This window comes from Janthinobacterium sp. TB1-E2 (genome assembly GCF_036885605.1).
Classification (GTDB): domain Bacteria; phylum Pseudomonadota; class Gammaproteobacteria; order Burkholderiales; family Burkholderiaceae_D; genus Janthinobacterium; species Janthinobacterium aestuarii.
Genome location: NZ_CP142523.1, coordinates 4423890 through 4444449 on the forward strand (window position 1 = coordinate 4423890; position 20560 = coordinate 4444449).

The window sequence follows — 20560 nt, forward strand, 5'->3', positions numbered from 1 at the left end:
CATGGCTCACGCCTCCACGGCAAGGATGGGGATCACGGTGCTGCGGCGTTCCAGTTCGGTGGCGGGCCGGATCTGCCCCCGCTCTTCGACGAACACCACGTTTTCATCGCTCTTCTCGCTGTTGACGAAATGGCGGAAGCGCTGGCGCACGGCGGGGTTGGAAACGGCTTCCTTCCACTCGCAGGCATAGGTGTCGACCACGTGCTGCATGTCCGCTTCCAGCTCGTGGGCGATGCCCAGGCTGTCGTCGATGATGACGCGCTTGAGGTAATCGAGGCCCCCTTCCAGGTTGTCGCGCCATACGCTGGTGCGCTGCAGGCGGTCGGCCGTGCGCACGTAAAACATCAGGAAGCGGTCGACATAGCGCACCAAGGTGGCTTCATCGAGATCGGAGGCGATCAGTTCCGCATGGCGCGGCTTCATGCCGCCATTGCCGCACACGTACAGGTTCCAGCCCTTTTCCGTGGCGATCAGGCCGATGTCCTTGCCCTGCGCCTCGGCGCATTCGCGCGTGCAGCCGGAGACGCCGAACTTGATCTTGTGCGGCGTGCGCAAGCCCTTGTAGCGGTTTTCCAGCTCGATGGCAAAGCCCACGCTGTCGGCCACCCCATAGCGGCACCAGGTGGAGCCGACGCACGATTTCACCGTGCGCAGCGACTTGCCGTAGGCGTGGCCCGACTCGAAGCCGGCCGCGATCAGTTCTTCCCAGATGGCCGGCAACTGATCGACGCGCGCGCCGAACAGGTCGACCCGCTGGCCGCCCGTGATCTTCGTATAGAGACCATATTTTTTCGCCACCATGCCCACGGCGATCAAGCCGTCGGCCGTCACTTCACCGCCCGGCATGCGCGGCACGACGGAATACGTGCCATCCTTCTGGATATTGCCGAGGAAGTAGTCATTGCTGTCCTGCAGGCTGGCGTGCACGGGAGAGAGCACGAAATCGTTCCAGCACGAGGCGAGGATATTCGCCGCCACGGGCTTGCACACGTCGCAACCGAGGCCCTGGCCATGCGCGGACAGCAGCGCGCCGAAGCTGCGGATTTTGCCCACGCGGACCAGGTGGTGCAATTCCTGGCGCGAGTACGCAAAGTGCTCGCACACGTGGTTGTTCACCATCAGGCCCTGCTTCTGCATTTCCGCCTTCATGATCTGCGTGACCAGCGGCACGCAGCCGCCGCACGCGGTGCCCGCCTTGGTGCAGCTTTTCAGGGCGCCGATGGTGGTGGCGCCCTCGGCGACGGCCGCGCACAGCGCGCCTTTCGACACGTCGTTGCATGAGCAGATTTGCGCCGACTCGGGCAAGGCATCCACGCCCAGGCCCACCTTTTGCTGGCCATCGGCCTGTGGCAGGATCAGGAACTCGGGGGATGCCGGCAGCTCGATCTTGTTGAGCATCATCTGCAGCAAGGTGCCGTATTCGCTGGCGTCGCCCACCATCACGCCGCCAAGCAGGTATTTGCCGCAATCGGAAACGACGATTTTCTTGTAGATCTGCTTGCGCTCATCCATGAACTGGTAGGAGCGGCTGCCCGGCGCATTGCCGTGCGGGTCGCCGAGGCTGGCCACATCCACGCCCATCAGTTTGAGCTTCGTGCTCATGTCGGCACCCTTGAACGATGCTTCGCCCTCTTCCTGCAACAGGTGGCGCGCCGCGATGCGGGCCATTTCGTAGCCGGGCGCCACTAGGCCGAAGACCAGGCCGCCCCACAGTGCGCATTCGCCGATCGCATAGATGTCAGGGTCGGAGGTGACGCAGCTGTCGTCGATGGCGATGCCGCCGCGCGGGCCCACGTCCAGGCCGCAGGCGCGCGCCAGTTCGTCGCGCGGACGGATGCCGGCCGAGAAGACGATCATGTCCGCTTCCAGGTGGCTGCCGTCGGCGAACTGCATGCGGTGCGTGGCTTCTTCGCCGTCGACGATGGCCAGCGTATTTTTTTGCGTGTGCACGGTCACGCCCAGCTCTTCGATCTTGCGGCGCAGGACGCGCGCGCCGCCTTCATCGACCTGCACGGCCATCAGGCGCGGCGCGAATTCCACCACGTGGGTATCGAGTTTCAAATCGCGTAAGGCTTTCGCGCATTCGAGACCCAGCAGCCCGCCACCGATCACCACGCCAGTTTTGGATTTGCCCCCCCAGGCCAGCATGGCTTCCAGGTCTTCGATGGTGCGGTAGACGAAGCAGCCATCGCGCTCCTTGCCCGGCAGCGGCGGCACGAACGGCGTCGAGCCGGTGGCGAACACCAGCTTGTCGTAGGCCAGCACTTCACCGGTGCTGGCCGTGACGGTTTTCGCCACGCGGTCGATGGACACGGCGCGCGCATTGAGTTTCAGGACGACGTTGCCCTTGTCGAAGAAGCCGGGCGCCACCAGCGACAGGTCGTCGGCCGATTTGCCGCTGAAAAATTCGGACAGGTGCACCCTGTCGTAGGCGGGGCGCGGCTCTTCGCACAAGACCGTCACGGACAGGTGCGGCGCGTTTTCCAATGCCAGGCGTTCGAGGAATTTATGCCCGACCATGCCATGGCCAAGGACGACGATGTTCAAAGGGTGAGTCATTACTGTCTCCTCAGGCCGCGGCCATGTTCGGTTCGGCCGCTGCACGGGTAAAACGCACGGCGATGGCGCACAGGGCCGAGATCACCACCAGCGCGCTCAGGATGATCAATGTCTGGCGGATGTCGCCCGTGCCCTTCATCAGGAAGCCGGCCGCCACGGCGCCCACGTTGCCGCCCGCGCCGATGATGCCGGCCACGCCGCCCAGCGCCTTGCTGTCGATGAAAGGCACCAGCGCGTAGGTGGCGCCGCACGCCATGTGGGTGAACAGGCCGAAGACCAGCATGGCGATGACGGCCCAGGTGACGCTGTCGACCTTGGCAAACCACAGCAGGCCCACGCCTTCGCCGATCATCAGCATGAACAGCAGGGTCACGCGGCTGTTCAGGTTGCCGCGCAGGGCCAGTTTATCGGACATCCAGCCACCCAGGGCGCGGGCAAACAGGGCCAGCAAGCCGAAGCTGCCGGCGGCCAGGCCGGCCGATTTCAAGGACAGGCCGAAATGGTCGACGTAGTACACGGCGGCGATGTTGTGGATGAAAATTTCGATGCCGAAGCAGGCGCCATAGGTGACGAACAGCAGCCACACGCGGTAGTTGGTGCTGGCCGCCTTGAAGCTGTCCCAGCCACCCTTCTTGCCACCTTCGATGGCGGTGCCGGCGGCGCGCAAGTCCGAGTAATTGCCTTCAGGGCAATCCTGCGTATAACGCCAGTAGAGAACGGCCATCACCAGCATCAGCACGCCCGGCACCAGCAGGGCCACGCGCCAGCCCATCGATTCGGACACGCCCAGCATGACCACGGCACCGAGCAGCAGTGGCATCAGCGCCTGCGCCGCGCCGCCGCCCGCATTGCCCCAGCCGGCGGCGGCGGCATTCGCCGTACCGACAACGCGCGGGGCGAACATCACGGAGGTGTGATATTGCGTGATGACAAAGCTGGCGCCGACGGCGCCGATGCCCAGACGGAAGAACAGAAAGCTTTCATAGCTTTGCGACGCGGCCACGCCCAGCACGGGAATGGCGCCCAGCAGCAGCAAGCCCGTGTAAGTCTTGCGCGGGCCGTAGCGGTCGCACAATGGCCCGACGATCAGGCGCACGAGGATGGTGATAGCGACGGCCGCGATATTGATGTTGGCCACTTGCGCCAAGGAAAGGCCGAACTCGCCCTTGATGACAGGCATCAGGGGAGCGCAAGCGAACCAGGCGAAGAAACACACGAAAAATGCCATCCACGTCAGGTGGAATGCGCGCATGGGCGGCGTGGCGAGGGAGAAGAGCGCGATGCGCGTTGCTTTTTGGCTGGCCATGATAGGTTCCCGAAATATCCCGTTGATAAAACAAAACGGCGCCCGCCCCCGCCGATGAAAAATCAGCCTGGGCGGACGCCGTTGTCCATGTGGTCCGTCGTTGGACCGTTGTTCGTTTATTCAGGGGATCGCCGTTGATCCGTACCTTCTGTTTAGCAAGCGCCGTGCCAGCTTGTCTGACGGGCAAGCGGCACCATTCGCACTGGCTTTGCGCCAGATCATGGCCAATCACGGTGCAAGCACGCCACTTGCTGGTGCATGCGGGGAACCAGCGATGGCATTTCTTGTCTAAACTGCATCTGAAGCAGTAGCGGGAGGCCACGATGGTCAAGACACTGCAACGACGACGCCTAAGGCCACCTTGGTCGCCATGGATGGCATGTGCGTGCGCGGGTTTGTTGCTGATGACATGGAGTAACACTGCCGCCGCGCAAGAGACTAAGGAACACAGCGAGCTTGATGCCACCGTTGTCGCGCCCTTTCACGCCGCGCGCGGTGAGCGTGTCACGCAGGCGCGTACATTTGTCGTGCGGCTCACCTATCCCGACGAAGGCCGCAGCCATGCCGTGCGCTGGACCTTGACACTATCGGGTCCCGGCCCGCAAGGCGCCGTGCTGCGGCGCTGGTCGGGCACGGAACAGGTGGGGGCCAACGGCAAGAGCGTGAACTTGCCCTGGGATGGCCGCGCCGACGCCGATGCGCGCGAACGGAGGGTGCTGGCACAGGACGGCTTGTATCAGTTACGCCTGCTGGCGGTGGCCGATGCCGGCACGCCGCGGGAAGCGCAGGTGGAACAGCAGTGGCCCATCCAGGTGCAGCGCGGTGCAAGCACGGCGCCCATGGTGCGCGCCTTCCAGGCCGGCCTGCAGCAACTGCCCGGCCTGGAAGGCCAGCCCGGCTACCGCATCGTCTACGCCAACCTGCACAGCCAGACGCGCCACAGCGATGGCGGCGCGGCGCTCGACGCCTGCCATGGCGCGCAAGACCCGCAAACGGCGCCCTACGGCCCCATCGATGCCTACAAGTATGCGCAAGAACACGGGCTCGACGTCCTGCTGACATCCGAGCACAACCATATGTACGACGGTTCGGACGGCACGAATAGCACTGCCACCCCTGCCGAAGCGATCGCGCTGTACCAGACGGGGCTGGCTGAAGCGGCCGCTTACACTGCCGCCCATCCCGGTTTCCTGGCCCTGTACGGCATGGAATGGGGCGTCATCAACAAGGGTGGCCACCTGAATATCATCAATAGCGAGCAGTTGCTGGGCTGGGAAAAAAATGCCGGCGGGGAACTGCTGGCCGACGTGGAGACGCCGAAGGGCGATTACGCGGGCCTGTACACGCTGATGCGCGAACGGGGCTGGATCGGGCAGTTCAACCATCCGGCCCAAACGGGCCAGTTTCTCGTCAATGAGCAGCCGCTCGGCTACACGCCGGACGGCGACGTGGCCATGGTGCTGTGCGAAGTCATGAATACGTCCGCGTTTTCCACGAACGATCAGGAAACGGAGAGCAGGCGCAGCAATTACGAGGCGGCCTGCAACCGGGCCCTGGCGGCCGGCTACCACGTGGCCTTCAGCAGCAACCAGGACAATCACTGCGCCAACTGGGGCGCGTCGTATGGCAACCGCACGGCCGTGCTGGTGGCCAGCCCGGCCGCCGGCACGCCCGTTTCACGCGACAGCTTCCTCGACGCGCTGCGCGCGCGCCGCGTCTACGCCACGATGGACAAGCATGCGCAACTGCTCTTCACGGCCAATGGCAAGCTGATGGGAGAGCGCTTCGACAACCGCGGTCCCTTGCGCCTGGCCACCAGCTTCAGCAACAGCGCCGGGAGGCAAGCGGCCGCCATCGCCATCCTCCACGGCGTACCGGGCGGCAACGGCTCCGTCACACAAGTATCGGACCAGGCCGAGCTCACCATCACGCCCGCGCCCGGCCCCCATTTCTATTACGCGCGGCTGACGCAGGATGACGGCAACATCGTCTGGTCGGCGCCCGTGTGGGTCAATCAGCTGCCGTGATGGCGGTAGCGCGGGCGGAATGCCGGGCCATCAATTCGGCCACCCAGTCGATAAAGACGCGTAGTTTCTTGCTGACATGGCGGTTCGGCGGATAGGCGAGATAGAGCGGCATGGGATCGACCGTCCATGCTTCGAACAACGGCAGCAGGTCGCCCCTGGCCACGTGCGGGCGCGCCATATAATCGGGCAGCCACAGCACGCCCAGCCCCGCCACCCCGGCCGCCAGATAGGCGTTGCCGTCGTCGATCGACAACACATACTGGCCATGGATCTTGACGCTCTTGCCCTCGCGGTGCATCACGTAGGGAAAACCGTTGCCGCTGCGTCCCCAGCGAAAGCGCACGATGCGGTGCGCGCTGTCCTGCAAGTCCAGCGGATGCAAGGGCGTGCCCACCCGTTGCAGGTAGGCCGGTGCCGCATACACGCCCAGTGGCAAGTTGGCGAGCTTGCGCGCCATCAGCGACTGGTCGGTGATGTCACCGCCGCGTATCACGCAATCGACATTGTCGGCGATCACGTCGACCATGCGGTCGCTGGCGCCCATGTCGAGCACGATATCGGGATACAGCGCATGAAACGTGGGCAGCGCCGGCACCAGCAGCAAGGCGGCGAGCGGACTGGGCACGTCCACCCGCAACTGGCCCCGCGGCAAGGCGGCGGCATGCGGCAAGCTCGTTTCGATTTCTTCCAGGGTATCGAGCACCTGCACGATGCGTTCGTAATAGGCCGCGCCATCGGCCGTCACATTGACCTTGCGCGTGGTGCGGTTCAGCAGTTTCAGGCGCAGGCGCGCCTCGAGCTGTTGCACCAGCTGCGTCACCGTGGTGCGGCTCATGTGCAAGGTCGCGGCCGCGCGCGTAAAACTGCCCGTCTCGACCACCCGTACGAACGCCTTCATCGCATCAAACCTGTCCATCCACACCTCCGCCATTCGATTGTTTGGATTATACAAATAGTCCAGTCCGATCTGGCCGCTTTATCCGCAGGTTGGCAGCAGATAAAGTGTTCTCCAGGCAGCAACTTCGCTGTATCAATAAAGGAAAGCTGATGAAACGCGACGTCGTATTCCCTGCGGGCCGCCAAGCCCTGTATGAACAGAACCGCTATTCCCCTGCCGTGCGCGCCAACGGCCTGCTGTTTGTCTCGGGACAGGTCGGCAGCCGCGAAGATGGCACGCCCGAACCCGGGCTCGACGCCCAGGTCCGGCGCGCCTTCGACAACCTGAACGCCATCTTGCACGCCGCCGGCTGCACCTTCGACGACGCGCAGGACGTGACCATTTTTATCGTCGACCCGCAGGCTAACTTCCAGCGCATCTGGGATATCGTGCAGGCAGAGTATTGGGGCCAGGCGCCGCACCCGACGGTCACGGCCGTTGGTGTGACGTGGCTGTATGGTTTCCAGTTCGAGATCAAGGTGGTGGCCAAGCTGCCGGGCTAGAACACGGCGTCCGCCAGCGTGCAGGGAAATGGCAGCAGGCTTTCCCTCGCACGATTGCCCGTCGCAAGGTGCGCTGGCACTGATCTATGGCAACATTGCGCAACCGACGCATGCCAGGAAACGCAATGAAACCAAAAGCGCTGATCATCGCCAATATTGAAGCGTACTTGCTGGAGCCGCTGAGCGCAGCGGGCTTCAAGTTCTCGCCTAGCCAGCTGACCTTCAAGCGCACGCAGAACGAATTCGTCCAGGCCATCCATTTCCAGGCCAACCGTCACAACGAAGAAGATGTCTGCGCAGCATTCTGGAGCCACTATCAAGTCTCGTCCAGATCCTATGCAACATGGCACACGGCGCGCTACGGCCGTGAACCTGTCAACAATATCGTTGGCGGCGTGGCGGACTGGAATATCAGAAACTGGCAATTCCCTATCCTCGATGGCAAGCAGGACAAGGAACTCCAGCTCGTCGATCCGTCCCATCGGGCAACGGTCATGGCCTGCCTGCGGGACAATCTGCTGGAGTTGGCCGTCCCCTGGCTTGAGCGCCTGTCCAATTGGGAAAATGCGGCCCTGGCTCTCGTCGAAGCGCAAGAATCGCATGCGAGGGCCTGCGATTTTTATCTGATGGCGGGCAAGCAGGAAAAAGCCTTGTGGGCCTTGAACGAAGGCATTGCCTATTGGCAGAAAAATCCCGCAGCCTCTTTTCCGGAAGAAAAAGAAGAGATCGCTTTGCGGATGGAGAAATACGCCTATGCTTGACATCACGTGCCCCTACGATGGCGACTGCGGGCGCCACTTCGACAGCAGCGCAATGGATGCCTCGGATGGCGCGTTCTTGAAAACGGCCATCGGTAAAAAAATGACGTTCATGTTCCTGCACTGCCCCGCATGTGCAAGGATGTTCCAGTTCAATCCAGTCGCCTGGACAGCGCAGGCGTGCGAAGCCGTCGCGCCCAAGGCCGTCCGCGTAGCGAAGAAAAGCGGCAAGCAGCTGGAAAAATTGCTGGCCAGGGAAAAAGTGGCCCTGCCCCAGGCCTATCTCGCTCACCTCCGCAGCGCAAAGCCACGTCCCGACGTGGCGATTTTCACCGATGAAGAACCCTTCACGCTGTACAGCCTGGACGCGCTGTGCAAAGACGTCGAGGTGGATGGAACAAGCTATCTGGCAGTCAGGCAACTGGCTGGCTTTGCGCAGGCGCTGGCAGAAGCGGCGGGAACGGGGTCGAAGCAGGCTGCACCGTTCAGTCCTGCCGAGCTGGCGGAGTGCCTGGCCATCGGCGAGGAAAACACGCGCATCCTGTTCATCGACAGCCGCGACAACGATTCCTTATGGATTTATCACTGCGACGGCGGCGATGTCGAAAAGACGCGGCTCACCGTAACCTCGCTGATGGGCCCTGGCGTATCCTGAAGGGGGCAGTACGCCGCAGATTCTGCGGCCAGCTTCCATTCCAGCAAACAATATTGGAAAAGTAATTATTTTTTAATTAGCCGTCCATAGACACTGGTTCCTCGCAGCAATCCATGGCACCATGGCTGCGCCGTTTTGCCTGCAACGCGGCCTCCATCGGACCAACCAGGAACCCTACATGTCGTCATATCGTACCTTCGCCGGCAGCATGCTGCTCGGCCTGGCCGCAGCGGGCATCGCCCATGCGCAAGCCCCCGCCCCTGCCGCCGCCAACATCGATCCCCATTTGTGGCTGGAAGAAGTCCTCGGCGACAAGCCGCTGGCCTGGGTCAAGCAGCACAATGCCGTCAGCACCAGGGAATTGGAAGCCCAGCCCGGCTTCCCCGCCCTGCAGGCGCGCCTGAAAACCATCCTCAACTCGAAGGAACGCATTCCCTACGTCAGCAAGGAAGGCGAGTTTTACTATAATTTCTGGCGCGACGCCCAGCACGTGCGCGGCATCTGGCGCCGCACGACCCTGGCGCAATACCAGCTGGCCGAACCCGTATGGGAAACCGTGATCGACCTCGACCAGCTGGCCGCCGGCGAGAGTGAAAACTGGGTCTGGGGCGGCGCCTCTTGCCTGTATCCGAAGGGCGAACGCTGCCTCATTTCCCTGTCGCGCGGCGGCGGCGACGCCAAGGTGGTGCGCGAATACGACGTGGCCAAGCGCGCCTTCGTCGAGGGTGGCTTCACCTTGCCCGAAGCGAAGGGCAGCACCAGCTGGATCGACCAGGATACCCTGTTCGTGTCCACCGATTTCGGCCCCGGTTCGATGACCAGCTCGGGCTACCCGCGCATCATCAAGCAGTGGCAGCGCGGCACGCCGCTGGCGCAGGCGCAAACGCTGTATGAAGCCAAGCCCGACGACTTGAGCGCGGCAGCCTACAAGGATTTCACGCCAGGCTACGAACATCAATTTATCGAGCGGCAAATCGATTTCTACAGCGGCGAGATGTTCCTGCGCGACGGCGCCGAGTTGAAGAAGGTGCCGAAGCCGGACGACGCTACGGCCTTCACCGTGCGCGACCAGCTGGTCATCACCTTGCGCTCGGACTGGAAAGTGAACGGCAAGACCTATCTGCAAGGCTCCTTGCTGGCCACCGATTTCAAGGCCTTCATGCAGGGCAAGCAGGAACTGGAAGTGCTGTACGCGCCCACGGCCACGTCGTCGCTGGACAATGTCACGGCGACCAAGTCCGCCATCCTCGTCACCACGCTGGACAAGGTCAAGAACCGCCTGACGGAACTGCGCCACGTGAACGGCAAGTGGCAGCGCCGCGCCGTCGATGCGCCCAAGCTGGGCACCCTGGCCGTCAGCGCGCTCGACTCCGTCGACTCGGACCAGTACTTCCTGACGGTGACCGACTTCCTCAACCCGACCACCCTGTATCTGGCCACGGCGCAAAGCGACAAGCGCACGAAGATCAAGTCGCTGCCCGCCTACTACGACGCCACGCCGTACAAGGTGGAGCAGTTCGAATCGACGTCGAAGGATGGCACCAAGGTGCCATATTTCGCCATCATGGGCAAGAAGACGAAGTTCGACGGCAGCAACCCCACCGTGCTGTATGGCTACGGCGGCTTTGAAGTGTCGCTCAAACCAAGCTACAGCGGCACCACCGGCGTGGCGTGGCTGGAAAAGGGCGGCGTGTACGTGCTGGCAAATATCCGCGGCGGCGGCGAGTTCGGTCCCCGCTGGCACCAGGCGGCGCTGAAGGAAAACCGCCAGCGCGCGTATGACGACTTCATCTCGGTGGCGCAGGACCTGATCAAGCGCAAGATCACGAGCCCGCGCCACCTGGGCATCATGGGCGGCAGCAATGGCGGCCTGCTGACGGGCGCCGTGCTGGTGCAGCGTCCCGATTTGTTCAACGCCGTCGTCAGCCAGGTGCCGCTGCTCGACATGCGCCGCTATAACAAGATGCTGGCGGGCGCCTCGTGGATGGGAGAGTACGGCGACCCGGACGTGCCGGAACAATGGGCGTACATCAGCAAGTACTCGCCGTACCAGAACGTCTTCAAGGACAAGAAATATCCGCGCGTGCTGTTTACCACCTCGACGCGCGACGACCGGGTCCACCCTGGCCATGCGCGCAAGATGGTGGCAAAGATGGAAGAGCAAGGCCACGACGTGCTGTACTGGGAAAACACGGAAGGCGGCCATGCGGGCGCCGCCAATAACGACCAGCAGGCGCTGATGTGGGCGCTGACCTACACCTTCCTGCTGGAGCAGCTGAAGTAATGTGGTGGTGTCGGATTACGCGCTCACGCGCCTCGGCGGCCCCGCTAATCCGACCTACCCGGAATACAGGCCGAAGTCGTAGCTGTAGGTCGGGTTAGCCCAGCGGGCGTAACCCGACAAACATTGTTGACGTGGGCCGGTAGCAAAATATCCTTACTTCGCCTGCGCGCTGGGCCGTTCCGCGATGCGGTCGCGGTAGGCCTGCAGGTTGGCCAAGCCTTCCGCGCCGGGCCGGTACTTCATCAGGCCGCGCACAAATTCCAGCGCGCAGAAGGCCGTGATGTCGGCAATCGTAAAGCGGTCGCCGCCGATGTAGGGCTGGTGAGCCAGCACCTGATCCAGCCATTGCGCCGTCTCGCGCAGCTTGCCCGCCTGCGCCGTGGCGAAATCGGGAAACTGCGGGTTTTCCAGCGCCACCAGGGCCGGATGGCCGTGGCGCACCCAGTTGGCGGCTGCGCTGAACAAATGCAGTTCCACGCGGCGGTCTGCCATTTCAATGAACGCGCGCTCCTCGTAACCATCTCCCATCAGGTTCGGCTGCGGCTGCAAGCCCTCCAGGTAAGTGCAGATGGCGCGGGTCTCGGTCAGCACGCGCCCGTCGTCCAGTTCCAGCACGGGCACGCGGCCCAGCGGGTTTTTCGCCAGGAAGGCGGGATCGCGATGATGGCCCGCCATCAGGTCGAGCGCCACTTCCTCGATACCGGTGATGCCCTTCTCGGCGATGAACATGGTGACGCGGCGCGGATTGGGCGTGCGGGGGCTGATAATCAGTTTCATGTGCTTGGGTCTCGTCTTGTTATGTTAGTGGGCGCGGCTGCGGGACTGGCCTGCGGCAGTACAATCATGCGCCCATCATACCAGCGCACCGCCATGGTGCGGCGCCCCTGGCGCGTTGACTTTGCCCCCGTTTCACCTTAGATTGCTGTACGGGAACGCTGGCCGCCAGTTCCAGCGATGTCCCGCTACCGCCATCAACGCCCGCAGCCCATCCGGCTGGCGGGCGTTTTATCCATGAAACTAGGGCATACCATGCATCGCACACCGACTCCGCGCTTCCGCCGCAGCCAACTGGCCGCCGCCGTCCTGGCACTGGCTTCCATCACCGCCGCCCATGCGGGCCACGCCGCACCCGCCAGCAGATACGCCTCGGCCAGCCACGCCACCACGACCACCACGCAGTTGCCGCGCGGCGTCACGCCTTTGCACTATGCGCTGTCGATCACGCCGGACGCCGCCGCCTCCACCTTCAAGGGCGCAGCCGCCATCAAGGTCGCCGTCGACGCGCCGACCGCCAGCATCACCTTCAACGCCTTGAACCTGGAGTTTGCCGCTGCCGCCATCGAAGGCGCGGGCGGCGGCAAGCAGGTGACGCGCAAGATCGATTTCGATGCGGACAAGCAGACGGCCACCGTGCATTTCGCCCAGCCGCTGGCCAAGGGCGAGTACCTGTTGCGCATCGATTACAGCGGCAAGATCGGCACGCAGGCCACGGGCCTGTTCTCGCTCGACTACGACACGCCGCAGGGCCGCCAGCGCGCGCTGTACACGCAGTTCGAAAATTCCGACGCGCGCAGCATGCTGCCGTCGTGGGATGAACCGGACTACAAGGCCACCTTCGCGCTGGACGTGATCGTCCCGAGCAGCCAGATGGCCGTCGGGAACATGCCGATCGCCAGCAGCGAGGACCTGGGCAATGGCACCAAGCACGTGCGCTTCGCCACCACGCCGCGCATGTCGACGTATTTGCTGTTCTTTGGCCTGGGCGACTTCGAGCGGGCCACGGCCATGAGCGACGGCACGGAGATAGGCGTCATCACGAAGAAGGGCGCGCTGGCGCAAAGCCGCTTCGCGCTCGACGAGTCGGTCGCCCTGCTGCGCGAATACAACGATTATTTCGGCGTGCGCTACCCGCTGCCCAAGCTCGACAACATCGCCGCACCGGGCCGCAGCCAGTTCTTCGGCGCCATGGAAAACTGGGGCGCCGTTTTCACCTTCGAATACGGCCTGCTGCTCGACCCGACCATCTCGACGCAGACAGACAAGGAAAACATCTACACCACGCTGTCGCATGAAATGGCACACCAGTGGTTCGGCGACCTGGTCACCATGCGCTGGTGGGACGACCTGTGGCTCAACGAAGGTTTTGCCTCGTGGATGGAAAGCCGCACCACGGAGCGTTTGCACCCGGAGTGGAACACGGCCCTGTCCAGCGTCGGCGGACGCGAGTCGGCCATGAGCCAGGATGCGCTGCGCACCACGCACCCCGTGGTGCAGCGCATCGCCACGGTGGAGCAGGCCAGCCAGGCGTTCGACGGCATCACCTATCAAAAAGGCGAAGCCGTGATCCGCATGCTCGAAGCGTATGTGGGCGCCGACACGTGGCGCACGGCCGTGCGCAACTACATGCGCAAGCATGCGTATGGCAATACGGTGTCCGACGACCTGTGGCGCGAAGTCGATGCGGCCGCGGGCAAGCCTGTCAGCGCCATCGCCCATGATTTCACCCTGCAGCCGGGCGTGCCGATGATCACGGTGGGCGACGCCGTATGCAGAAACGGCAATACGCGCGTGACCTTGACGCAGACGGAATTTTCCAAGGACCAGCCGAATAAGAAACCGCTGTCGTGGCAAGTGCCCGTGATCGCGTCGACGGTCGGCAACGGCAAGCTGGCCAAGGTGGTGCTCAAGGATGGCAAGGCCACCCTGAACGTGCCCGGCTGCGGCGCCCTGCTCGTGAACGCGGGCCAGAGCGGCTACTACCGTACCGTGTACGCGCCGGCCAACACGCGCGCGCTGGCGGGCAGCTTTGCGCGCCTGGCGCCGATCGACCAGCTGGGCTTGCTGGCGGACAGCCAGTCGCTGGGCCTGGCCGGTGCGCAAAACCTGGCCGACTTCCTGGAACTGGTGAAGGCGACGCCGCTGTCGGCCGATCCGCAGGTGCTGGGCAAGGTGGCCAGCTCACTGGGCAGCCTGTACGAACAGTATGCCGGTGATGCCGTTCGCCAGCAGGCTTTCGGCCGCTTCGCCATGGCGCGCCTGGCGCCGATGATGGCGCAGACGGGCTGGGAAGCGCGCGCGGGCGAGGCGTCGAGCGTGGCGACCTTGCGCGGCCGCCTGATCGCCATCCTCGGCGACATGGGCGAACCGGGCGTGATCGCGGAAGCGCGCCGCCGCTATGAGGCCAGCGAACAGGCCGGTGAGCAAAATGCGGCCGCCATGCCCGCGCCATTGCGCCGTACCATCCTGGGCGTGGTGGCGCAGCATGCGGACGCCGCCACCTGGGAGCAGCTGCACGCCAAAGCGCGGCAGGAAAAGACGCCGCTGGTCAAGAATCAGCTGTACGATTTGCTGGCCTCGAGCGACGATCCCGCACTGGCGCAGCGCGCGCTGGCGCTGGCACTGACGGATGAACCGGGCGTGACGAACAGCCCTGCCATGATCTCGCGCGTGTCGCGCTCGCATCCGGAACTGGCCTTCGACTTCGCACTGGCGCACCTGGAGCAAGTCAATGCGCGCATCGACGCCAGCTCGCGCAGCCGCTATTTCCCGCGCCTGGCCGCCGGTTCGGCGCAGCCGGACATGATCGCCAAGCTGGAAGCGTACGCGCAAGCGAACCTGCCGGCCGGCGCGCGCGGCGACGCCGACAGCTCCGTGGCCGGCATCAAGTACCGTATCAAGGTACGCGCCGAGCGCCTGCCGGCAGTCGATGCGTGGCTGGCGAAACAGGCAGGCTAAGTAATTGGCATCCCGGCCCTGGTGCCGGGAACTGATGAAAACGCAGGCAAAAAAAACCGGCTTCGCAAAGTGCGGTAGCCGGTTGAAACGCTGTTTCAGAGCGCAGGGATAAAACGGGAAAACACATGAAAAAGTGGAAATCGTGCCGGTCATTGAGGTGTCCGGCAACCTTGCGCTCGGGGTTTCCGTGCGCCATGTATCCACTATGCCAGCCCTTCGTTGAAACAGGCTTAGGACTTCATTAAATCCCCGCCCGTTTCCCGTATTTCCCCTGCCCCGCCCTGCAATCATTACTATAAAACAAGTTTAACGTATCTGGTGCCGATGGTTGAGCTCACCGGCTAAGCTGTTGAGTCATGCCTGCATCCTATCGCTCCCGGAACGTAGTGATCTGCGCATCGCATGCTGTGTGCCAACAAAAGCATCATAACAGCGTCATATGACCGCCATATGACCTAGCTCTAACATTGCACGCGCACCTCCGCGCGGATCGCGTACTATGCCCCCATCGCCCTTGCCTCTTCTGCCCCATGTTCAGCCAGAATCTTCGCACCGTTTTCCTGCTTGCCTGCGCCTTGCTGGCGTCCTGCACACCCCTGCCGCCCGCGCCTGCCCCGGCTTCCGCGCCGGCTACCCCTGCCGCGATGCCCGCGCCCGCGTGGCAGCGGCAGGGCGTGCAGCTGCTGCACATTGCGCCCGACGAATCCCTGCTGACCATCACCGTGCGCCGTGGCGGTGCGCTGGCGCGGCTCGGGCATGACCACGTGGTGGCCAGCCGCAGCCTGCAGGGCGTCGTTGCGCCCGCGCTGGGGCGCGCGCAATTCCGCTTCCGGCTTGACGAGATGAGCGTGGATGAAGAAAGCCTGCGCCAGGCGGCCGGTTTGACGACGACGCCGTCGGCCGACGCCATCGCCGGCACGCGCCACAATATGCTGGTGCGCGTGCTCGAGGCGGAACGCTATCCGTGGGTCAGCATCGCCGCGCGCCGCACGGGCAACAAGCAGGTGTTTGATGCCGACATCACGCTGCATGGCGTGACGCGCACGGTGCAGCTGCCGGTGCGGGTCGAGCAAGCGGCCGATGGACGCCGCCTGCAGGCCAGCGGCAGCCTGCTGCTGAAACAGAGCGACTTCGGCATCGTGCCGTTCGCCGTCCTGGGCGGCGCCATGGCCGTGCAGGATCAGATGGAACTGGCGTTCCGCATTACCGCCCGGCAAGAACTCAGCGTGCCAGGATCAATCGCAAGCCCAGGCCGATGAAGATGGTGCCGGCCACCCGGTCCAGCCACAGGCCGGCGCGCGGGCGGCGGTTCAGCCACAGGCCGACGGCGCCGGAAAAATAGCCGAGCAGGCCGAACAGCACGCACGCCTGCGCCGTGAAGACCAGGCCCAGTTGCGCCGTCTGCCAGCTGGCATTGCCTTGGCCAGCGACGATGAACTGCGGCAGGAACGACAGGAAAAACAGCACGACTTTCGGATTGATACTGTTGGCAAACAGTCCCTTGCCGAACAGGCGCAGCAAGGATTCGTCGGGCAAGGCCGCCGCGCCATCGACTCTGGCGCCGCCACGGCTGCGCAAGGCGCCGATGCCCAGCCACACGAGATACAGCCCGCCGGCCACTTTGAGCGCCGTAAATGCCATGGGCGAGGCGGCCAGCAGGGCCGACACGCCGATGGTCGCCAGCACCGTGTGCGTGAGGCAGCCAAGGGCGCAACCGAGGCCGAACGCCATGCCCTGGCGGCGTCCGCGCGACATGCCCACGCCCAGCACCATCAGGTTGTCGGGGCCGGGGCTGGCGGTGATCAAAACGGCGGCGGCCAGGAAGGCCAGGAACTGGTCGGGACTGAGCATGAATATCTCGCGGGCAAAGGCGCCATGATACCGGAGCGGGCGCCAGGCGGACAGGACATGAAATTGCCCGTGTGTCACCGAGAGTCGATTAAAATGGGCACTCCAATGCAAACGGCGTTGCCGCCATTTCCGCGCGACCATCACCAAGCCCATCGATGCCAGCCCACCCGCCCCCTCCCTGCCACCGCGCTTCCAGCTACCGCGTCTGCGCCTGGCTATGCGGCTGGCCGCTCCTGCTCAGCCTGCTGTTCGGCTTGCTGGGCATGGCGGGCGCGGCGCAGGCAACTCCCATTCCCCTGGGCAAGCAAGGCATCCACCATTTGGGCATAGGTGGGCAACTATTTCTCGCCGACAACGAAGCCGCACCGGCCGATGCGGCCGCCCTGCCCGCCTGGCTGGCGCGCCAGCGTCCGGCCGGCCAGGTCGACCTGTTCGGCGGCGCCTACTGGCTGCATGCGCAGGTGCGCAACGACAGCGCTGAAACCGCCTGGGTCATCGACCCGAACGACACGCTGATCGACCTGGTGGACGTGCACGTGTATGGCCCCGGGCAGCACACGGCGCCGCAGACCTTGCTGACGGGCTACCAGCGGCCGCACGAGTATTTATTGCACTACGGCGGGAACGTGCAGCTGGCGCCGGGTGCCACGTATGACATCCTGATCCGCTTTTCCAGCCCGTATTACGCGCGCGCGCCCATGTTCGGCGTGAAGACGCAGCGCGATTACCGCAAGCTGGTGGGCAAGGAAAACTTCCTGATGGTGGCATCCATCGGCGCCCTGCTGGCGCTGGGCCTGTTCAATTTCTTCATTTTTTCCATCACCCTGGAAAAAGCCTCGGCCTATTACACGCTGTACGTGCTGACGTATGGCCTGGCCTGGGCCATGACTTTCCACGTCTTTGCCGACCTGTTCGACTGGCATATGCTGCAGCTCCATTACGTGCCGTTTTTCCTGTTGCCCGTCTTCAGCACGCTGTTCTACATGCATTTCCTGCGCCTGCGCGACTACTCGCCCCGGCTGCACAGCATCAGCAAGATCAATCTGGTGCTGCCCTTGCTGCTGCTGCCGAGCTGCTTCTTCGCCCTGTCGTATGCGCATACCCTGGCCACCATCGCCATCAGCATCTGGATGCTGCTGGCGCTCATCTGCGGCATCGTCGTCTGGCGCCGCGGCTACCAGCCGGCGCGCTTCTTCGTGCTGGCCTTCGTCGCCCTGATGCTGCCCGGCTTTCTGATCCTGCCGGCCAACCTGGGCCTGATGCCGGCCATGGTGGCCAACGCCCAGCTGGTGACCCTGCTCGGCGGCACGCTCGACGGTTTGCTGCTGGCCTTTGCCCTGGCCGACCAGATCCGATTGCTGCGCAATAACCTGGAACAGCGCGTGCAGGAACGCACCCTGGCACTCACCCTCAGCAACGACGCCCTGCTGAAGGCCAAGGAGCACGCGGAAGTGGTCAGCCGCCACCGCATCGATTTTCTGTCGGCCATGAGCCACGACATCCGCACGCCGCTGGCCGGCGTGATCGGCATGCTGAAATTCGCGCTGCGCGACCAGTCCGTGCGCGGGCGCACGCAGGAATACCTGCGCATCGGCTTGCACAATGGCGTGTCGCTCTTGACCATCCTCAATGACATCCTCGATTTCTCGAAGATCGACGCGGGCAAGCTTACCCTGGAAACCGTGGACTTCGACCTGCTGGCGCTGATCGGCGACGCAGCCGGCATCGTGCAGGGCCAGGCCGACGCCAAAAGCCTGCTGCTGCGCCGCGAACTGGCGCTGGACCTGCCGCGCTACGTGCGCGCAGACCCCACGCGGCTGCGGCAAATCCTCATCAACCTGCTGGGGAACGCGCTGAAATTCACGGCCAATGGCGAAGTGCTGCTGGAAGTGCGGCGTGCCCGCACGCCACCGCGCCAGGACGGTCGCAACGCCATTGAATTCATCATCAGCGATACGGGTCCCGGCATCGACGCGGACACCTTGCCGCGTTTGTTCCAGAAATTCGAGCAGGCAGACCATTCCACCACGCGCCGCTACGGCGGCACGGGCCTGGGCCTGGCCATCTGCAAGGAACTGGTCGAACTGATGAAAGGCACGATCGGCGTGGAAAGCCGGGTCGGCATCGGCTCGCGCTTCCATTTCACCTTGCCGCTGGAAGACGGCAGCGCGCCGGCGGCCGACGCGCGCCGGCCCGCACGCCACGCGCGCCACGCCTGCCGCCTGCGCATCCTGTGCGCCGAAGACGTGCGCACCAACCAGATCATCATCGGCACCCTGCTCGAAAGCATGGGGCATGAGGTGACCATCGTGGAAAACGGCGAGCAGGCGCTGCGCGCGCTGGGCACGAGCGCCTACGATTGCGTGCTGATGGATGGCCGCATGCCGGAGATGGATGGCGAACAGGCCGCGCGCCTGATCCGCGCCGGCGGCAACGCGCAATTCCCCATTGCCGACGCGCAGATTCCCATCCTGGCGCTGACGGCCAACGCCAGCGAACATGACCGGCAGCGCTACCTGGCGTCCGGCATGGACGACTTCCTCAGCAAACCCGTCGACGAAGCGCTGCTGTTCGAAAAAATCGACGCCATCATCGACTTGCTGCTGGCGCGCGGCCACGCGCTGCCGCCTGCCGTACCCACCGAGGACGATACCCTGGCGCGCCAGTTCGGCCTGGACGGCGCCGAGGACCAGTCACCCGCGCCGGCCGATCCCATGACGGCACCAGTGCACATCCTGCCGCTGGCAGGCCTGTCGCAGCAGCACCTGCAGCGCATCGCGCAAGCGTTTCTGACGGAAGCGCCGCGGCGCCTGGACCTCGCTTGCCACGCCGTGCGCGATGGGAACGCCAGCGCGGCCGCTGCCGCCTTCCATGCCTTGAAGGGCAGTGCCGGCTACCTGAGCCGCCCCACCCTGCACGGCCTGTGCCACCAGATGGAAACCCTGGCCTCGAACGGCCAGCTCGATAACGTGGAACAGTTCCTGCCGCAGCTGCAAGAGGCGCTCGATGCGGCGCGGCGGGACCTGGAAGCTCAGCCAGCAGGCTGAGGCATCCAGCCATGCGCTTGCAGCCACGCCAGCAACAGCTGCGGCCACGCGGCCGGTTCGCTGCCCGGCTTGCCCAATCCCCAGCCATGCCCTCCGCTCTGGAACTGATGCAGTTCGACGGACACGCCCGCGCGGCGCAGGGCGCCGGCCATCAATATACTGTTTTCGGGCGGCGACACGCGGTCGTCGAGCGCCTGCGCGATGAAGATTGGCGGCGTGCGCGCATCGACGTGCAATTCCACCGATAGCGCGTCGCGCGCCGCCAGCGTGGGATGGGCGCCCAGCAGCTGTTTCTTCGCATGCGTCGTGTCAAATGGTCGCTGCATGGTCAGCACGGGATACAGCAGCACGGCAAAGTCTGGCCGCGCGGAGACGCCATCCACCGCATCGACAGGCGCATAGCGGACGGCATCGGGCTGCACGGCCGTCATGCCGGCCAGGTGCGCGCCGGCGGAAAAACCCAGCATGCCGATGCGCACCGGGTCGATGCCCCATTCGGCCGCGCGCGCACGGATCACGCGCATGGCGCGCTGGCCATCCTGGAATGGCGCGGCTACCCCGCCGCCTTCCTGCGGCAGGCGGTACACGAGTTCAAACGCCGTGATGCCCTGCGCCTGCAGCCAGCTGGCGGTGGGGCCGCTCTCCTTGCCCGCCTCGATATGCGCATAGCCGCCGCCACTGACCAGGAGAATGGCGATACCGTTCGGCTGCGCCGGGCGGTGCGCGATCAGATACGGTTGCTCGACCTGCGTGATGGAGCCCTTGGCGCTGTCGCGCTGCGGACCCGGTGCCGCACCACCGGGCGGCTCGCCCGGCCACAGCACAATCGCGCCGGGCGGCGCCGCGCCCGCGTGCAGGTGGAACAGAACCAGACACGACAGCATCAGGCGCCGCATGC

The 20560-nt window shown here is 64.4% G+C and carries 14 protein-coding genes; 8 read left to right on the top strand and 6 right to left on the bottom strand.

Going from position 1 to position 20560, the window contains the following annotated elements:
* Nucleotides 1-6 precede the first annotated feature (6 nt).
* Together nirB and OPV09_RS19870 are read right to left on the bottom strand one after the other, a co-directional pair.
* Entirely contained in the window at nucleotides 7-2559 is a 2553-nt protein-coding gene (nirB, locus tag OPV09_RS19865) for a nitrite reductase large subunit NirB (RefSeq protein WP_338679193.1), read from the bottom strand.
* 10 nt (nucleotides 2560-2569) lie between these two features.
* Nucleotides 2570-3865: an MFS transporter gene (locus tag OPV09_RS19870; RefSeq protein ID WP_338679194.1), complete on the bottom strand. Its 1296-nt coding sequence runs from the start codon at nucleotides 3863-3865 to the stop codon at nucleotides 2570-2572.
* Between the two features lie 404 nt (nucleotides 3866-4269).
* Here OPV09_RS19870 and OPV09_RS19875 point away from each other — a divergent pair, with 404 nt between their 5' ends.
* Nucleotides 4270-5892, top strand: coding sequence for a CehA/McbA family metallohydrolase (locus OPV09_RS19875; RefSeq protein WP_254798345.1), 1623 nt, complete (start codon nucleotides 4270-4272; stop codon nucleotides 5890-5892).
* On the opposite strand, the gene OPV09_RS19880 is transcribed toward OPV09_RS19875, so the two are convergent.
* Nucleotides 5876-6808 carry a LysR family transcriptional regulator gene (locus OPV09_RS19880; protein WP_072454080.1) on the bottom strand — a complete coding sequence of 311 codons (933 nt, stop codon included), beginning with the start codon at nucleotides 6806-6808 and terminating at the stop codon, nucleotides 5876-5878. The genes OPV09_RS19875 and OPV09_RS19880 overlap by 17 nt on opposite strands.
* Nucleotides 6809-6936: 128 nt before the next feature.
* On the opposite strand from OPV09_RS19880, the gene OPV09_RS19885 reads away from it, so the two are divergent.
* The 4 genes from OPV09_RS19885 to OPV09_RS19900 all read left to right on the top strand — a co-directional run bounded on the left by OPV09_RS19885 (nucleotide 6937) and on the right by OPV09_RS19900 (nucleotide 11029).
* Nucleotides 6937-7332 carry a RidA family protein gene (locus tag OPV09_RS19885; protein ID WP_072454079.1) on the top strand — a complete coding sequence of 132 codons (396 nt, stop codon included), beginning with the start codon at nucleotides 6937-6939 and terminating at the stop codon, nucleotides 7330-7332.
* Between the two features lie 125 nt (nucleotides 7333-7457).
* Nucleotides 7458-8093: a DUF4304 domain-containing protein gene (locus tag OPV09_RS19890; protein ID WP_072452964.1), complete on the top strand. Its 636-nt coding sequence runs from the start codon at nucleotides 7458-7460 to the stop codon at nucleotides 8091-8093.
* The gene (locus tag OPV09_RS19895) at nucleotides 8086-8745 is read left to right on the top strand and encodes a hypothetical protein (protein WP_072452954.1); all 660 of its coding nucleotides are present in this window, start codon (nucleotides 8086-8088) and stop codon (nucleotides 8743-8745) included. Before OPV09_RS19890 ends, OPV09_RS19895 begins: the two co-directional genes overlap by 8 nt.
* 178 nt (nucleotides 8746-8923) lie before the next feature.
* Nucleotides 8924-11029 (top strand): prolyl oligopeptidase family serine peptidase, encoded by a 2106-nt coding sequence (locus OPV09_RS19900; protein ID WP_034754938.1) that lies wholly within the window; start codon nucleotides 8924-8926, stop codon nucleotides 11027-11029.
* A 153-nt stretch (nucleotides 11030-11182) separates the two neighbouring features.
* Here OPV09_RS19900 and OPV09_RS19905 read toward each other — a convergent pair whose 3' ends face one another.
* Entirely contained in the window at nucleotides 11183-11806 is a 624-nt protein-coding gene (locus tag OPV09_RS19905) for a glutathione S-transferase family protein (protein ID WP_338679196.1), read from the bottom strand.
* A gap of 252 nt (nucleotides 11807-12058) precedes the next feature.
* On the opposite strand from OPV09_RS19905, the gene OPV09_RS19910 reads away from it, so the two are divergent.
* On the top strand, nucleotides 12059-14764 hold the full coding sequence (locus OPV09_RS19910) for a M1 family metallopeptidase (RefSeq protein WP_338679197.1): 2706 nt from the start codon (nucleotides 12059-12061) through the stop codon (nucleotides 14762-14764).
* Between the two features lie 530 nt (nucleotides 14765-15294).
* Complete coding sequence (locus OPV09_RS19915) at nucleotides 15295-16023, top strand: YceI family protein (RefSeq protein WP_072452951.1); 729 nt, start codon at nucleotides 15295-15297, stop codon at nucleotides 16021-16023.
* On the opposite strand, the gene OPV09_RS19920 is transcribed toward OPV09_RS19915, so the two are convergent.
* Nucleotides 15986-16615 (bottom strand): LysE family translocator, encoded by a 630-nt coding sequence (locus OPV09_RS19920; RefSeq protein WP_070302025.1) that lies wholly within the window; start codon nucleotides 16613-16615, stop codon nucleotides 15986-15988. The genes OPV09_RS19915 and OPV09_RS19920 overlap by 38 nt on opposite strands.
* 155 nt (nucleotides 16616-16770) lie before the next feature.
* Between OPV09_RS19920 and OPV09_RS19925 the strand changes: the two genes are divergently transcribed.
* Nucleotides 16771-19662 carry a hybrid sensor histidine kinase/response regulator gene (locus OPV09_RS19925; protein WP_338679198.1) on the top strand — a complete coding sequence of 964 codons (2892 nt, stop codon included), beginning with the start codon at nucleotides 16771-16773 and terminating at the stop codon, nucleotides 19660-19662.
* Here the strand turns inward: OPV09_RS19925 and OPV09_RS19930 are convergent.
* A complete protein-coding gene (locus OPV09_RS19930; RefSeq protein ID WP_072452950.1) occupies nucleotides 19647-20558 on the bottom strand; it encodes an alpha/beta hydrolase in 912 nt (303 codons plus the stop codon). The genes OPV09_RS19925 and OPV09_RS19930 overlap by 16 nt on opposite strands.
* Nucleotides 20559-20560: the final 2 nt, after the last annotated feature.

Excerpts from the sequence above, each read along its gene's own strand:
- nirB (WP_338679193.1), bottom strand. The coding sequence starts at position 2,559 with ATGACTCACCCTTTGAACATCGTCGTCCTTGGCCATGGCATGGTCGGG.
- OPV09_RS19870 (WP_338679194.1), bottom strand. The coding sequence starts at position 3,865 with ATGGCCAGCCAAAAAGCAACGCGCATCGCGCTCTTCTCCCTCGCCACG.
- OPV09_RS19875 (WP_254798345.1), top strand. The coding sequence starts at position 4,270 with ATGACATGGAGTAACACTGCCGCCGCGCAAGAGACTAAGGAACACAGC.
- OPV09_RS19880 (WP_072454080.1), bottom strand. The coding sequence starts at position 6,808 with ATGGACAGGTTTGATGCGATGAAGGCGTTCGTACGGGTGGTCGAGACG.
- OPV09_RS19890 (WP_072452964.1), top strand. The coding sequence starts at position 7,458 with ATGAAACCAAAAGCGCTGATCATCGCCAATATTGAAGCGTACTTGCTG.
- OPV09_RS19895 (WP_072452954.1), top strand. The coding sequence starts at position 8,086 with ATGCTTGACATCACGTGCCCCTACGATGGCGACTGCGGGCGCCACTTC.
- OPV09_RS19900 (WP_034754938.1), top strand. The coding sequence starts at position 8,924 with ATGTCGTCATATCGTACCTTCGCCGGCAGCATGCTGCTCGGCCTGGCC.
- OPV09_RS19905 (WP_338679196.1), bottom strand. The coding sequence starts at position 11,806 with ATGAAACTGATTATCAGCCCCCGCACGCCCAATCCGCGCCGCGTCACC.
- OPV09_RS19910 (WP_338679197.1), top strand. The coding sequence starts at position 12,059 with ATGCATCGCACACCGACTCCGCGCTTCCGCCGCAGCCAACTGGCCGCC.
- OPV09_RS19915 (WP_072452951.1), top strand. The coding sequence starts at position 15,295 with ATGTTCAGCCAGAATCTTCGCACCGTTTTCCTGCTTGCCTGCGCCTTG.
- OPV09_RS19920 (WP_070302025.1), bottom strand. The coding sequence starts at position 16,615 with ATGCTCAGTCCCGACCAGTTCCTGGCCTTCCTGGCCGCCGCCGTTTTG.
- OPV09_RS19925 (WP_338679198.1), top strand. The coding sequence starts at position 16,771 with ATGCCAGCCCACCCGCCCCCTCCCTGCCACCGCGCTTCCAGCTACCGC.
- OPV09_RS19930 (WP_072452950.1), bottom strand. The coding sequence starts at position 20,558 with ATGCGGCGCCTGATGCTGTCGTGTCTGGTTCTGTTCCACCTGCACGCG.